Here is a 15,067-nt window from a genome sequence, read left to right as displayed (position 1 = left end):
ATTCTATTTTGGATTTTTTATCAGAATGTAATTTTTGTATTCTCCGAACCGGATTTTCAGCAAATCTTCGATGGGTTGTAGGTATCGGTCTTTCTTTTTCCAGACTGCTTGAGATTTATCGTGATTAAAAATGAAATCATAGCTTGCAATAGCTTCTGCCATTACTTTGGGATGTGTTCCGGTAAATTTTATTACCCGGTCTACCGTATTATAATTGAACTCGTCTTTTGGAGCTTCTTCTAATTTTTTATCAGAATGACCATAATAATAAACAAAATTATTGGCCTTTAAGGACATTGTTCTTTTAGATTTTACCGAACTGTAATGATATATCGGTGCATTTAATGCTAAAACTCTTAGTTTTTCACCCTTTTCAGATCCATTTTCATAATTTTCAATAGATTTGAATTTTCTGAATCCCTGAGAATCGATGTAAGCTCTGATATTGGGATCATACTTGAAAATTCTTATTTCATTTTTATGAACCCTACGACTATTACGGATGCTGTTATAATCGCCCCAGAAATGAATAAATGGTTGTAAAAGTCCATCAATGTCAGGGTAAGAATCAGCTTCTTTAATTTTAGATAAAATTAAAGGATAATCTTTCTCGTGCAGTACTTCATCTGCCTGAATATGAATAATCCAATCCGCAGATTTTGAAACGTTTTCGTATGCAATGTTGCATTGTTGGGCAAATATTTTACCACCTCTTGTCAAACTGTCGTCCCAGATCGTGTCAATGATTTTTATTTTCGGATCCCCAAGATTTAAAATAGCTTCCTTGGTTCCGTCTGTAGAATCACCAACTGCTATTACGAACTCATCACAAAGTGGGAGAACCGACTGAATCGACTCCAGAAAAGGAACACCATAAGTAAAGCCGTTTCTTACATAGCTGAATGCACTGATTTTCATTTGGTAGTATTAGTGAGGGCAAAAATCTAACTTTTTTTTTAAACCCGAATCATTTTGAAAAAAATAATTTTACTTTTGTAGGTATATAAAGTTATAATATGCTAGAAATTGGAGAAAGACCTTGGGGAAAATACTATGTTTTGGCTGATGAGCCCAATTATAAGTTGAAAAGGATAGAAGTAAACCCGGGTCAGAAATTATCTTACCAATACCATCACAAAAGACAGGAACAATGGACGATCATTGAAGGTGATGCCACTGTTGTTCTTGATGATAAAGAAATTGAATTAGGTTACGGCGAAAGCATTTTTATTCCGCTTGGCGCAAAACACAGAATGATGAATCTTTCTGAAAAACCTGTGGTATTTATCGAAGTACAGACCGGAACTTATTTCGGGGAAGATGATATTGTGAGGATTGAGGATATTTACGATAGAGAATAAAATATAATTCCAGCAAGTGAAAATTATTTTCCATGAAAATCAATTGTGCTACAGAGGGACGTCTAATGCACTTTTTGATTATGCAAATTATAATGAGACAATTTTAAATAATGAGTCTGTAATTCTTTATCCAAAAAATAGTCCGAATAATATCAGTGAGGCAATAACTCGATTTGAAAGTAGATTTGAGGTGATAGCTTACAATGATGTTGCAGATAGAGATCGTATCATCAATAGCTTAAATGCAGACCTTTTTTATGCAATAAAGTCCGGAGAAAAAGAGACTGATGCTCCTGTAGATTTAATCAAAACAGTTATTCATGCTGTTTTTAAATATAATGAACCATACGGAGATGTTTATGCCTATGTCTCAGAATGGTTATCAAAAACGATGAGTGACGGGAAATTACCTTTTGTACCTCATATAGTTGATTTGCCCGAAGTGAAAGGAAATCTACGTGAGGAGCTAAATATTCCTAAAGATGCAATTGTATTTGCCAGATACGGCGGCGCTGATACTTTTGATATAGATTTTGTGATGGATGCGGTAAAGAAAACTGCCATTAAAAACAAAAATATTTTTTTCATTTTTATGGGTACCAATGAATTCGTAAAAAGGAATCTTTTCAGATCATATAAAAATATTATTTTCCTTCCTCCAACAACTGATGTAGAAAGAAAAGTTAAATTCATTAATACTTCCGATGCTTTTCTTCACGCAAGGCAGCAAGGTGAAAGCTTTGGTATGGCAGTAGGTGAGTTTTCAATTAAAAATAAACCAATAATTACTTGGTCTGGTTCTGATGAAAAATCACATTTGGATATTTTAGGTGAAAAAGCAGTGCTATATAATGATAAAAAAGATTTACTACATATTTTAAATAATTTTAAGCCTGATCCTACTCAAGATTGGGATTCTTATTCCAGGCTATTCAATCCTTCAGCAGTGATGAAGAAATTCGAAGATGTGTTTATATATGACCTAGAAAAGAGATTTTAGATAAAGTTTTAATTTTTTACTAAATTTTAGCGCTAGTTTAAGGTCTTTTTGTGGATGTTCATTTTCAAACTTTATAATGAATTCATCAATATTCTTAGCCGGGAAAAATGATAATTCTTTCCATAGTTTACCCTCTAAAGGATGAAAGTTTTTAAACTGTTTGTAATTATCAGCATTTAGACTTTTCCACATCTCAAAGAATTTGGATGTGTCAAAATCATTTTTGTGTCCCCAATTATTTATTTTTTCTGTAATCTCTTCTTCATCTCTTGCCCATGATTGATGTATAAGATGATAATCTAATGCAAAGTTTTGCTCTCTATTGGTATATCTTGCATATTCGTATTTAGGATAGTTTGTAATTAGGTTACATTTCTCTTCAAAAGGTTTAATCACAAAGAAGCCTTCATCATTATGCTTAAATAATGTAACGAAATTAACCTGAAAGTTGAATTGCTTTTTGTTTGCGATTCTTAATAAATATTTATTTTTTCTTAAAAATTTACTTAATTTTTGAAAATCATATGCATATTCATCACCGTCTATCTGTATGTGCCATCCATCAAAACCTAGTTTTTCAGCCATCATATTTCTTTGTCGAGTTTCCAATTCCATTGGCTGTATTCCTGGAATATAAAATTGATCTTTATAAAGAATAATTTTATTTTTTTTATCAAATTCTTTTATTTCTGAAAAAAAACTTTTAGGTATTTCCACATCATTCCCTGCCCACGTTTTATTATTTATGTCGTAACTTATTACAATGCTGTCTACATATTCATAAATGTGCTTTAAAGAGGTTAATATATAAGAGTAATCGTAAGAAAGTAGATAACCAACCTTAATAATTTTTTTTCTTCCCATAGATGAAAATGATTCTAATAAATATTGTGGAAAAATAGCAAAATAAAATATGTAATCAAAAAGACTTTTGAGAATTTTGAATACTTGTCTCAAATAAGTTTTTTATAGTAAATTGATTACTTTTTTGTATGCTTGTACAATTTTTTAGATTTATATATTTTTGAGACATGAAAGATTTGGCAATAATAATTTTGAATTATAATTCATCGCAGAAAATTGTAGATCAGGTTAACAGATTAAAGGCTCAGGGTGTTGATCCTTCTTCTTTATACATAGTTGATAATTATTCTTCTCCTCATGATAGAGAAAAATTAAGAAAATATACTTCAAATAACCAACTTCATTTTATTCAGTCACAAGAGAATGGCGGTTATGCTAAAGGAAACAGATTGGCTATTGACAAAGCTCTGAATGATAATAAAAATTATTTTCTAATATTAAATCCAGACATAGAAATTTCATATCAGGTGGTGCAAGGTTTATATGATGCTCTTGCAAATGAAAGTAATCTTTATTTTGTAGGACCGAGAATTTGCGATAAGTTTGATAGAGAATATATCTTCTCCGATGGAGGAAAAGTGGATATGGATCTATATTTTAAAGCAAGTCATACAAATGGAGGGAAAAAAATAAGTGATGTGACAATTGCTGAAATCAATACGGATATTGACTATGTAAATGGCAGTGCAATGATGTTTAAAAAAGAAACTCTAGATTTGATAGGAATGATGCGTGAAGATTTTTTTATGTATTTTGAAGAAACAGAATGGTGTTATCGTTTAAAAAGTATTCCGTATGCAAAACAAGCAATTATCACAACGTTAATTGCATATCATGAAATGAGTAAGCAGGATGACTTTCAAAATTTTTACATGACAAGAAATAGAATTTTTCTTTGCCGATTATATAATTTACCCCACAGTAAATTAATTTCAGACTTTTTATATCAAGCGCAAAAAAAATTATTCAATAAAAAAGGAAGTTTTAAAGATAATTTAACAACATTTATCTCGCAATTGAAAGCAATTACCGAGGGAAAATTTAAAAAACTGGTTTAGATTGCTCTTAATTATGATAGTAATCTAAACATTTCCTCTTTTTGAGCTTCAATTGAAAAAGGGAAAATTGCTTTTGCAGAGTTGTTCTGTAAAGTATCCCATAACTGCTTATTCGTACAAACTTCAATGATGTTTTCAGCAAATTTTTGATAATCTTCGTTTTCTGATATTAATGCAGTAAATCTGTCTTCAAGAAACATTCCCTCTGCGCCAATGGTTGTGGTAACAACAGGAAGTGCATACTCAAAAGCCTGACCTATTTTACCTTTTACTCCGGCTCCATATCGTAAAGGAGAAACAGAAGCAAAACAGTTTTCATAAAATGGAATAATATTTTCTACAAATCCTTTTACCTGAAAAAGATCGGAATTCATATTTGAAATTTCTTCTGAAGGTTCCTGACCGATAATAAAAACTTTAAGATTGGGTAACGTCTTCCAAACAATCGGAAGAATCTTATTGTATAAATGTTTTACTGAATCTACATTAGGATCATGAAGAAAAGATCCTATAAAAAAAATTCCTTGCCTTTCTTCAAAAGGAGGCATTTCTTGTGGCTTAACTTTCAAGTTGTGAACGTTACTAATGGTGAATAGTTTTGATTCATCAATAAAATCTGACATGAAGTCTTTTTCCTTTTGACTTATTACTACGACTTTATCTGCTTTTTTGCTCAGATTAGTTTCTATATTTTTGTAATATTCAATTTGTTTTTCCTTCTTTTTGTCAAATTGTATTTCAAGACCTCTTTGCATTCTTAAAAAATGAATGTCAACCATATCATATATAATCTGTGCCTGTGGTGTTTTTTTTCTAAAGAAATCTAAATAATATTCATAAATTTCAGGACGATGGCACCAGACATAGTCGATTTTTGGCGCTAATTTGTTCAGAAAACTTTTTTTACCACGCATTATACCATATTTATTTATAAAAGGAGTATAAACCGTAACATTCAAATCACTGAAGTTTTGAATGTATTTTTTTTGTTCTACTCGTGGAATGGGTTTTAACCAATTCATTAAATAAACATTGTAATGCTTTGCAAGAAAAGCGGCAATTTCTGTAAGTCTGTTCGAGCCAGAGTCTTTATCAAACATGGGAATCTGATTATCAACAATAAGAATCGTTTTCTTACCATCATCATGAACAATCGTTTTGTCAGATAAAGGATAATATTTCTTTATATGAATATAGTTTTTTATCTTTCTTTTAATTCCCATCGGGTAGTAGTTTAAAAATGTTGGCGGTAAAAGTTTTTACACTGTATTTATCGAGTATATACTGTGGAATTTCCACATACGGAAGATCAATAAAATCTTTTATAGAATCTGTATTAACATTTTTGCTGTCAATAATCATCATATTATCCGGATGGAAAAAATCATATTCCTTCACGGCTGAATTGGTTGTGATAAGTTTCTTTCGATAGCCAAGACTTTCAAAAGTTCGGAATGAAAGACCTTTCTGATCTGCTCTTTGTATATCGATCATCGATTTAGACCGTGAAATAAAATTCTTAGTTTCTTCTAAGCTAAGATATTTTGTTATGGAAGAGAGATGCGGATAATTTAATTTTTCAAACCAAAATAAAATAAATTTTATTCTCAATCCTGCATCAACTAAAACCTTCGACAAATTATTGATCTCTTCAATTCGATTATCATAAGATGAAATATTGAAAATATCGTACTCAGTTTCTCTTGATTCTATTTTTTCGTCGTAAATGAAATTGGTCGTTTCAATAAAACCGTACTTTTTTATATCTTCTTTTTCGTAAGAATAAATCTCATCAAAAAAATGTGCAATTTCAAGTTGTTGAGGATATTTTTTACAACTGTCGTAATAGTAAGCGATAAAACAGTCTGTTCTTTTTTTAAGCTCCTCCAAAACGTGCAAATCCATAAGATCGGGACGGATAATAAAAATAATATCCTGTTTTTCTTTGATCTGCTGAAGAATTTGTTCGTTAAAAAATTCTCTTTTTCTGTTCTTTCCAAACAGTTTCGTGATTCCGTTCCAGACTTTAGCACCTATATGCGGATACTTATATTTTATAACATCCGTTTTTATATCTGTAACATTTATTGATGAATAAGACTGCAATTCTTTGACTACAAAATCAATATAGCCATACGCAAAAGGATAGATTAAGGTAATTTTCTTTAAGGTCATTTTTTAAATATTTCCTGCAGCTTTTTTTCGAATGTTATTTCTTCATTCAGTACCATATCCTTATAAACTCTGAATTGCGGAATATGTTGCGGATAATTGTTCAAAACTTCTTTTATTTTCTTTACGATCGCCGGAATTTTACTTTCGCTGAATTCAAATTTATACTCTTCAGGAATCATTAAATCTTCATAATAAGCAGAAGAACCATTCTTTCCCGAGATAATACAGCAATCCTGAGAAACGGATTCTCTCAACATTTTATCTCTGCCCGGATTTTCACCAAAATCTACATACAATAAAGATTTTGACATCAGTTCCTTGATCTGCGAAGCATTCATGTTTTGAATAGGAATCCATTGCAGATCAGGAGAAGCTTTGATGAGCTCAGGAATTTCTTTTTTACCTTTTTTAGGGTTGTATAGGATCGTTTTGTTGTTAAGATCTTTTTGAATAGGTTCTTTGTTTTCTAAAAATATCGGATTGATGTAATCACACACAAAATCGATCTGGCTTTCAGGGATGCCATGATCTTTCAGATAAATACTCGACCGGTAAGATTGTGCCCATTGATAAACATTGGGTAGTGCTTCAAAATGATATTCCTTATCGTTTTGATTGTAGAATATTTTGGTAATGAAGCTTTGTTTTCTGACCCTGTAATCCATTAAAATCTTATAAAAATCTACACTCAGCCACCAGATTACTTTCTGGCTCTTGGGGTATTTTTTTATTAGAAAAGTCATTGATTCAGGGATGATCAATATATTGTCGGGATGGTCTTCAAAACTGTGAATCTCCTGAGTTTTGTAAATATTATAGTTTACAGCTTTTGCATTTGCTTTCTTAGGAACATAATGCATGTATACATTATCAAACCCCAATTCATAAAGCTTGTTTGAAAGCTGGTGCAATGCTTCCGGACCACCTGTCACTTTCTTCGGGGGACAAAATATGATGATCTTGGAAGTATTTTTATAAGAAATCATAGAATCTCAGTTAATAAATAGGGTTTGATTGAGATGTTTTCTCAATTTGAAGGTGCGATAATACCATTTAATTTTTAAAATTACAAAATATTAATTAACCAAATCTTCTACCCAGTTTTCTATCAGATATTTATGAAGAATATTTTTAGGGACTTCACGATAAGGAGTGTTAAGAAATATTTCAGGAATCGTGATGTTTTCGATGTCTTCAATAACCAGAATGTTTTCAGGATTATAAAAATCGTAGTTCACAATATCTTTATTGGTTGTAATCAGCTTTTTTCTCTGCCCTAAACTTTCAAAAACTCTGAAGCTCAAACCTTGCTGCCTCGATCTGCTCACATCAAGCACAATCTCTGACTCGTCAAGAAAATTATTGATTTCTGCTATGGTTAAAGGAGATTTAGAAAACTCCAGATAAGGTTCGGTATTTTCCTTTTTTGAAAAAATAATAATCTTACTTTTTACATTCATGGTGTACAAAGTTTCGGCAATCTTTTTTATAATCGGAAACCTATTGTCATAAGAGCTTATATTGAATACTTTATATTTGAATTTTGTCTGAATGGTATCCGCAGTTTTATAAATAAAATTTGTTTTAAAGCTTAAATTATACTTTTTGCAGTCCTTCTTTTCAAACGAAAATACCTTATCGAAAAGGGAAAGTATATTTTTGGTTTTAGGATACCTGTTGATAGAATCACTAATGATCAGTACCGAATTTTTTGATTTTGCATTAATGGCTTCAATGGTTTGTTTTGATAAAAAATCAGCCTTAATGTAAATTGCCGTATCGATACTTTTAATATCATTAAGCTTACTTAAAATAACCTCGTTATAATAAACATGTTTAAGATTTACAATTCCTAAGTTTTTAGTGAAAAAATTTAACGTTTTATGAGCAATTCCGGGATATTTGTATTTAAAACTGTGAAAATCAATATGCATTACATGGTACGATTTGTCCTGCAATGCATCAGCAATATATTGGTTATAACCCCAATTATCGTAAGTTATAAGAAGTACAAGCTTTTTAGGTTCTTTCATCCTTTGAAAATCAGCAATTAATTTAATATGGTTTTGTCCAAAAATTCTTTTAAATCTTTTTCCAAAAGCGAAGGCTTGAAGTCTGAATAATTTGTTGAATTTGGCACATAATCGGTTACATGCAAAAACTTATCCATTTTGGGATTGCTGGTCCATGCCCAGTCTGATAATTTTATCTGAGGTGAAAAAATAGTAAATGTCGGAACATTAAGTGCTTTACTGATATTTGTTGCTCCGCCTTCATTACCAATCAGGCATTTACAAAGACTCGTAACGGCAATAAATTCGCGTAAGTTTTTTGTATCAAATGTTTTGATGATCGTTTTTTGTGTTTTTTCCGGCAAAGAATTGTATAAATTGGAAAACTTCTCTTTCTGTGCAGGCATATAATTGCAAAGAATTTTTACTTCAGGCTTATAATCTGCGATAGATTTCAGAAGTTCTGCCATATACTCTATGGGGTACGTTTTTTCTTCTGAGCTACCAAATGTACTGATCATGATGAGTTGATCATTTACCGATAGATTGTTTTCTGCAAGAATTTTTTTTGCGTTTTCAGTTTCTTCATCCAATAAGTAAACTTTAGGAAAAACTTCTCCAAAAGGTATGTTTAATGGTTCAAGCATTTGAAGGCGATGCTCAATTCCGAGTGTTGTATTTGCAGATTTTACCTGCATTTGTCTTTTTACAGGCTTGTTGTAGAAAATCTGCGTGTAATTTTTGAAAAAGCCAATTCTGGTCTTCGCTCCTGAAAACAGAGAAATAATTCCGGTTTCTATTTTGGAATAAAGATCAATGACAAGATCAAATTTCTTGCTTTTTACCTGAGATACAGTTTTTAAAAGCCCATCTTCATGGAAAAAAAGAAAATGATCGACAAAAGGATTTCCTTTTAATATCTGAGCATGCTTTTCATCCAAAAGAAAGCTGATTTCTGATTGAGGATATTTTTTTTTGAGTTGAGGTAATATCGTTGAGGTCACGAGGACGTCACCCATGAATTTTTTTTGTATAATTAAAATTTTCATTTTATCCTCCAAACTCCAATACCGTTTTTTCAATAATTTTCACACAGTCGAGCAACTGCTCTTCTGTAATCACCAAAGGCGGTGCCAATCTGATGATGTTTCCGTGGGTTGGTTTGGCAAGCAATCCGTTTTCTTTTAGCTTTAAACAAAGATTCCATGCAGTTGAGCTTTCAGGAGTATCGTTGATCAAAATAGCATTCAATAAGCCTTTTCCTCGTACTTTGGTGATAAGGTCAGATTTTTCGATCACTTTTTCAATCTCACTTCTGAATAATTTCCCTAATTCTTCAGCTCTTTCAGAAAGCTTTTCTTCCTCTACGACATCCAAAGCAGCAATTGCAACAGCACACGCAATAGGATTTCCTCCGAAAGTAGAACCATGTTGTCCCGGTTTGATGACGTGCATGATCTCATCATTTGCCAAAACTGCAGAAACAGGATACATTCCACCTGAAAGTGCTTTTCCTAAAATTAAAATATCAGGTTGTACATCTTCGTGGTGACATGCAATTAATTTTCCGGTTCTCGCAATACCAGTCTGCACTTCATCAGCGATGAAAAGAACATTGTATTTTTTGCATAATTCTGAGGCATTTTTCAGAAAGTTTTCATCAGGAACATAAACTCCTGCTTCACCCTGAATAGGCTCAACCAAAAATGCAGCAACATTCTGAGCTTCATTTTTTAGAATTTCTTCCAATGCAGCAATATCGTTATAAGGAATTTTGATAAATCCGGGTGTAAATGGTCCGTAATTCTGATTCGCATCAGGATCATTCGAGAAAGAAACAATCGTAGTCGTTCTTCCATGGAAATTGTTTTCGCAAACAATTATTTTGGCAGCATTTTCAGAAATGCCTTTTACTTCATAGCTCCATTTTCTGGCCAGTTTTACAGCAGTTTCAACAGCTTCTGCGCCGGAGTTTATCGGTAAAACTTTATCGAATCCAAATAGGGTAGTGATCTTTTTTTCGTACTCACCTAAATTTGAATTGTAAAATGCTCTTGATGTTAAGGCCAGTTTTTTAGCCTGATTTACCAATGCGTCAACAATTTTAGGATGAGAATGCCCTTGGTTTACAGCTGAATATGCAGAAAGAAAATCGTAATATTTTTTGCCTTCTACATCCCACACAAAAACACCTTCTCCTTTATCTAAAACCACAGGAAGCGGATGATAGTTGTGAGCACCGTGCTGATCTTCAAGATCGATAAAATATTGTGAGTTTTTTGCTGTAACTGTTGACATAAATTTTGGTTTTTACAAATTTACATATTATAAATTACATATCTGTACAGAATAACAATCCTGTAAAATAAGCAGAATTAAGTATGTTTTGACGTTTAAAATTAAAAGTTGAGAAAATATTCGTAAAGTAGGTTACACTTTTAGTTTTTATATCTTTTGACTTTAATAAAATTAAATCAGTTAAAAATTTAACATAAAAAAACCGCCTCAAATTGAGACGGTTAAGTTTATTTTAAAATAATCTTAATGATTATCGTATTTCTTATCCATTACAAAATCTTCCATGAATTTTGTCGTGTAATCTCCCGAAAGATATCTTTCGTCTTCCATCAGCTGTCTGTGGAAAGGAATGGTTGTTTTTACTCCTTCAATATAAAATTCTTCCAATGCACGCTTCATTTTTGCAATTGCTTCTTCACGGGTTTGTGCCGTTGTGATTAATTTTGCAATCATTGAATCGTAGTTTGAAGGAATGGTATATCCTGAATAAACGTGAGTGTCAACTCTGATCCCGTGTCCTCCAGGAATGTTTAATCCTGTGATTTTTCCAGGTGACGGTCTGAAATCAGCATAAGGATCTTCTGCGTTAATTCTGCACTCAATTGAATGTAATTTTGGGTAATGGTTAATTCCCGAAATCGGAGTTCCAGCAGCCAAAAGAATCTGCTCTCTGATCAAGTCATAATCAATAACCTGCTCAGTGATCGGATGCTCAACCTGAATTCTCGTATTCATCTCCATGAAATAGAATTTTCTGTGCTTGTCAACCAAAAACTCGATCGTTCCAACACCTTCATATCCTATATACTCAGCCGCTTTTACAGCTGCATCACCCATTTGCTCACGAAGTTCGTCGGTCATGAACGGAGAAGGAGTTTCTTCCGTCAATTTCTGGTTTCTTCTCTGAACCGAACAGTCTCTTTCAGAAAGGTGACAAGCTTTACCAAACTGGTCTCCTGCAACCTGAATTTCAATATGTCTCGGCTCTTCAATCAGTTTTTCCATATACATTCCTCCGTTTCCGAAGGCTGCTACAGCTTCCTGAATGGCAGATTCCCAGTGATCTTTAAGGTCTTCAGCTTTCCATACCGCTCTCATTCCTTTTCCACCACCACCTGCAGTTGCTTTAATCATCACAGGATATCCTGTTTCTTCAGCAATTTTTACAGCGTGTTCGTAAGATTCGATCAAACCGTCAGAACCCGGTACACAAGGTACACCTGCAGCTTTCATGGTTGCTTTAGCATTTGCTTTGTCTCCCATTTTTTCAATTTGTTCAGGAGAAGCACCGATGAATTTAATGCCGTTCTTCTGGCAGATTCTTGAGAAATTAGCATTCTCAGACAAGAAACCGTAACCAGGATGAATAGCGTCTGCGTTTGTAATTTCTGCAGCAGCAATAATATTAGGAATTTTCAGATATGAGTCTTTACTCATTGCAGGACCGATGCAAACTGCTTCATCAGCAAATCTTACGTGAAGACTGTCTTTATCTGCTGTGGAATATACCGCAACGGTTTTGATCCCCATTTCTTTACAAGTACGTAAAATACGCATTGCAATTTCGCCACGATTGGCAATTAATATTTTTTTGAACATCTTAATTGGATTTGAAATTTGAAAACTTGAAATTTGAAATTGATTTTTTCATCAATTATCAATCATCATTAATCAACTATAATTAAGATGGATCTACTAAGAATAGTGGTTGGTCGTATTCTACAGGAGTTGCATCGTCAACTAAAATCTTTACGATTTTTCCGCTTACTTCAGACTCGATCTGATTGAATAACTTCATTGCTTCGATTACACAAACCACTTTTCCGTTAGAAACTTCATCACCAACGTTTACAAATACATCTTTATCCGGAGATGGCTTTCTGTAGAAAGTTCCGATCATTGGGGATTTAATCGTTACATATTTGCTGTCATCAGAAGAAGCTTCAGTATTTTGAGCAGGTGCAGCCGGAGTTGCAGCCGGAGCCGGAGCAGCAGCTACTTGTTGAGGAGCTGTATGGTATACAGCGGGTTGAGCATAAGCTACTTCACTTCCAGCTAATGGAGTTTTAATAGTGATTTCGAAATCTTTAGTTTTATATTTTACTTCTGAAACCTCAGCTTTAGATACAAACTTAATAAGATTCTGTATGTCTTTAATGTCCATAAAATTGATATTTGATTTGCTGTCAAAGATACCAAAAAAACATAAAAAACAACAAAAAACCGCCAAATTTTATCAAAATCGGACGGTTTTCGTATTAAAATGAGTGTTTTTCGATGAAAAACAACTCTTAATTTTCTTCAGTAGTTGCTACTTCTTTTTCTAGTACTACTTTACCTCTGTAGTAAAGTTTTCCTTCATGCCAGTGAGCTCTGTGGTAAAGGTGCATCTCACCTGTTGTTGCATCTTTAGCTAATTGAGGAACTACAGCTTTGTAGTGAGTTCTTCTCTTATCTCTTCTTGTGGACGATTGTCTTCTCTTTGGATGTGCCATTTTGTAATAACTTTTTTAATTGATGAGCGATGAGATTCATCATCCCATCATTAAACTATTTAATTTTTATTCTTTAAATTTTTTAGTGCGTCCCATCTCGGGTCGCTTTCGTGTTCTTCCTCTTCTTCGGTTTCTTTTGGACTGAATTTTTCAAGAATTGCCAGATCTTCATCACTTACATTGGGTGAAATCTTTTTCATTGGGATTGAAAGTGCCACATTTTCGTAGATCAACTGAGCTACATTAAATGCATGATCATTGGTAGGAATGGTAATAACATCTTCTTCGCTGTCATCGTATTCTTCGCCAAACTTTACCAAAATACCAATCTGATTTTCAATCGGGTGAGTGAAATTTTCGTTCGTGATATCACAAACCAATTCTACTGTACCATCAACTTTAATCTCAAATTCTAAAAAAGTAGTGTGTTTATCAAGCAAAACGCCTACTGCAATTTTAGGATCTGTAAATTCCTGTTCAGTGTCAAATAATTGAAAGAACTCTTTATCTATCTCAAACCTGAACTCGTGCTTGCCAGTTTTTAAACCGGAAAAGCTTACGTCATAGTTTCTTAACTTGTCCATAAAATGAGTGTGCAAAAATATGCATTTTTTTTAATATTACAAATAAAATATATAACAAATTAATTTTAATTCGATTACAAATTTTACATTTCAGTTTCTACAGGCAGATCTTCATCAATTCCGTTATCCGAAGGCATTCTTCTTGGCTGCAGACGATTGCTCATCAAATCTTTATAATCATTTCTGTTATTAAAGATTTTGATGGCTGTGAAAATTGCTTCCATAAAACTCTGCTCGTCCGCAATATTTTTACCCGCAATATCATAAGCAACCCCGTGATCCGGAGATGTTCTGATGAAAGGAAGTGCGGCTGTATAGTTTACCCCTTCTTCATAAGCCAAAGTTTTAAAAGGAGCCAATCCCTGATCGTGATACATCGCTAAAACTGCATCGTAATTCCTGTATTTGCTTGGTTGGAAAAAACTGTCTGCCGGAAAAGGACCGAAAGTAAGGATTCCGTTGTCTGAAAGTTCTCTAATTGTTGGAGCAATAATTTCAATCTCTTCATTTCCGATCACTCCGCCATCTCCTGAATGCGGATTCAATCCTAAAACAGCAATCTTTGGTCTTGTTACGGCAAAATCTTCAATTAAAGTTTGGTTTAAGGCTTTGATCTGCTTCTTTATTTTTTCTTTAGAAATATTTTCAGCTACCTGTGAAATTGGAATGTGGTGTGTTGAAACTGCCACTTTCAAATCTTCGCTGACCAAAAACATTAATCCTTTTTTGTTGAATTTTTCTTCAAAATATCCAGTGTGACCTGCATGCTTGAAACCCATTTTTACCATTTCATCCTTGTTGATCGGTGCGGTTACCAAAACATCAATTTCTCCTTTCATTAAGGCTTCGGTTGCTGCTTCAAGAGAATCGATGGCCATTTTTGTGGATTCTTCAGTGGGTTTTCCCAATTCTACATTAGAGTTTTCTTTTGTAAGGTTTACCATGTTCAGCTTTCCGTTTTGTGCTTGGGAAGCTTCTGTAATGTAGTTGAAATTTAAATTCAGCTTGAAAATATTCTTCTGAAAAGTGAAAAGTTTGCCCGAACCAAAAATAACAGGAGTGAAAAAGTCTGTAATGGTTTTGTCTTTCAGAGATTTCATGATGATTTCCGGGCCGATGCCGTTGAAGTCACCAATTGAAATTCCTACTCGTACTTTATGGTTTTTTGGGCTCATTTTGATTATCTTTGAAGATTATAATTTTACAAATTTAGCAAAAAT

General features: G+C 33.1%; 16 protein-coding genes. 3 read left to right on the top strand and 13 right to left on the bottom strand.

Annotated features, from left to right (window positions below):
• Positions 1-3: 3 nt before the first annotated feature.
• On the bottom strand, positions 4-918 hold the full coding sequence (locus tag BM371_RS17960) for a glycosyltransferase family protein (protein WP_034678973.1): 915 nt from the start codon (positions 916-918) through the stop codon (positions 4-6).
• 98 nt (positions 919-1,016) lie between these two features.
• On the opposite strand from BM371_RS17960, the gene BM371_RS17955 reads away from it, so the two are divergent.
• The gene (locus BM371_RS17955) at positions 1,017-1,361 is read left to right on the top strand and encodes a phosphomannose isomerase type II C-terminal cupin domain (protein ID WP_034678974.1); all 345 of its coding nucleotides are present in this window, start codon (positions 1,017-1,019) and stop codon (positions 1,359-1,361) included.
• 16 nt (positions 1,362-1,377) lie between these two features.
• Positions 1,378-2,361, top strand: coding sequence for a glycosyltransferase family protein (locus BM371_RS17950; RefSeq protein WP_051883003.1), 984 nt, complete (start codon positions 1,378-1,380; stop codon positions 2,359-2,361).
• On the opposite strand, the gene BM371_RS17945 is transcribed toward BM371_RS17950, so the two are convergent.
• Entirely contained in the window at positions 2,344-3,318 is a 975-nt protein-coding gene (locus tag BM371_RS17945; RefSeq protein WP_131431014.1) for a hypothetical protein, read from the bottom strand. The genes BM371_RS17950 and BM371_RS17945 overlap by 18 nt on opposite strands.
• Positions 3,319-3,392: 74 nt before the next feature.
• On the opposite strand from BM371_RS17945, the gene BM371_RS17940 reads away from it, so the two are divergent.
• Positions 3,393-4,283 carry a glycosyltransferase family 2 protein gene (locus tag BM371_RS17940; RefSeq protein ID WP_051883008.1) on the top strand — a complete coding sequence of 297 codons (891 nt, stop codon included), beginning with the start codon at positions 3,393-3,395 and terminating at the stop codon, positions 4,281-4,283.
• A gap of 11 nt (positions 4,284-4,294) precedes the next feature.
• Here the strand turns inward: BM371_RS17940 and BM371_RS17935 are convergent, their stop codons facing one another.
• From BM371_RS17935 to pdxA, 11 genes are all read right to left on the bottom strand, one after another.
• Positions 4,295-5,506, bottom strand: coding sequence for a glycosyltransferase (locus BM371_RS17935; RefSeq protein ID WP_034678977.1), 1,212 nt, complete (start codon positions 5,504-5,506; stop codon positions 4,295-4,297).
• Positions 5,496-6,458, bottom strand: coding sequence for a WaaS/CpsH family glycosyltransferase (locus BM371_RS17930; protein ID WP_034678978.1), 963 nt, complete (start codon positions 6,456-6,458; stop codon positions 5,496-5,498). Before BM371_RS17930 ends, BM371_RS17935 begins: the two co-directional genes overlap by 11 nt.
• Positions 6,455-7,444: a hypothetical protein gene (locus BM371_RS17925; protein ID WP_034678981.1), complete on the bottom strand. Its 990-nt coding sequence runs from the start codon at positions 7,442-7,444 to the stop codon at positions 6,455-6,457. The genes BM371_RS17930 and BM371_RS17925 overlap by 4 nt, the downstream gene beginning before the upstream one ends.
• A 90-nt stretch (positions 7,445-7,534) precedes the next feature.
• Entirely contained in the window at positions 7,535-8,491 is a 957-nt protein-coding gene (locus BM371_RS17920; protein ID WP_051883009.1) for a WaaS/CpsH family glycosyltransferase, read from the bottom strand.
• A gap of 17 nt (positions 8,492-8,508) precedes the next feature.
• Positions 8,509-9,489, bottom strand: a complete 981-nt coding sequence (locus tag BM371_RS17915) for a glycosyltransferase family 9 protein (protein WP_165571797.1) — start codon at positions 9,487-9,489, stop codon at positions 8,509-8,511.
• Between the two features lie 31 nt (positions 9,490-9,520).
• On the bottom strand, positions 9,521-10,768 hold the full coding sequence (rocD, locus tag BM371_RS17910) for an ornithine--oxo-acid transaminase (RefSeq protein ID WP_034678984.1): 1,248 nt from the start codon (positions 10,766-10,768) through the stop codon (positions 9,521-9,523).
• A 243-nt stretch (positions 10,769-11,011) separates the two neighbouring features.
• The gene (accC, locus tag BM371_RS17905; protein WP_034678986.1) at positions 11,012-12,367 is read right to left on the bottom strand and encodes an acetyl-CoA carboxylase biotin carboxylase subunit; all 1,356 of its coding nucleotides are present in this window, start codon (positions 12,365-12,367) and stop codon (positions 11,012-11,014) included.
• 82 nt (positions 12,368-12,449) lie between these two features.
• Positions 12,450-12,932: an acetyl-CoA carboxylase biotin carboxyl carrier protein gene (gene accB / locus BM371_RS17900; RefSeq protein WP_034678988.1), complete on the bottom strand. Its 483-nt coding sequence runs from the start codon at positions 12,930-12,932 to the stop codon at positions 12,450-12,452.
• Positions 12,933-13,059: 127 nt separating this feature from the next.
• The gene (gene rpmF, locus BM371_RS17895) at positions 13,060-13,263 is read right to left on the bottom strand and encodes a 50S ribosomal protein L32 (RefSeq protein ID WP_034678990.1); all 204 of its coding nucleotides are present in this window, start codon (positions 13,261-13,263) and stop codon (positions 13,060-13,062) included.
• 59 nt (positions 13,264-13,322) lie between these two features.
• Positions 13,323-13,847 carry a YceD family protein gene (locus tag BM371_RS17890; protein WP_034678991.1) on the bottom strand — a complete coding sequence of 175 codons (525 nt, stop codon included), beginning with the start codon at positions 13,845-13,847 and terminating at the stop codon, positions 13,323-13,325.
• A gap of 83 nt (positions 13,848-13,930) precedes the next feature.
• Entirely contained in the window at positions 13,931-15,022 is a 1,092-nt protein-coding gene (pdxA, locus tag BM371_RS17885; RefSeq protein WP_034678994.1) for a 4-hydroxythreonine-4-phosphate dehydrogenase PdxA, read from the bottom strand.
• Positions 15,023-15,067: the final 45 nt, after the last annotated feature.

Source organism: Chryseobacterium formosense (genome assembly GCF_900116415.1).
Classification (GTDB): domain Bacteria; phylum Bacteroidota; class Bacteroidia; order Flavobacteriales; family Weeksellaceae; genus Chryseobacterium; species Chryseobacterium formosense.
The sequence above is the reverse complement of the archived record's forward strand: the minus strand, read 5'-3'. Positions and strand labels throughout refer to the sequence as shown.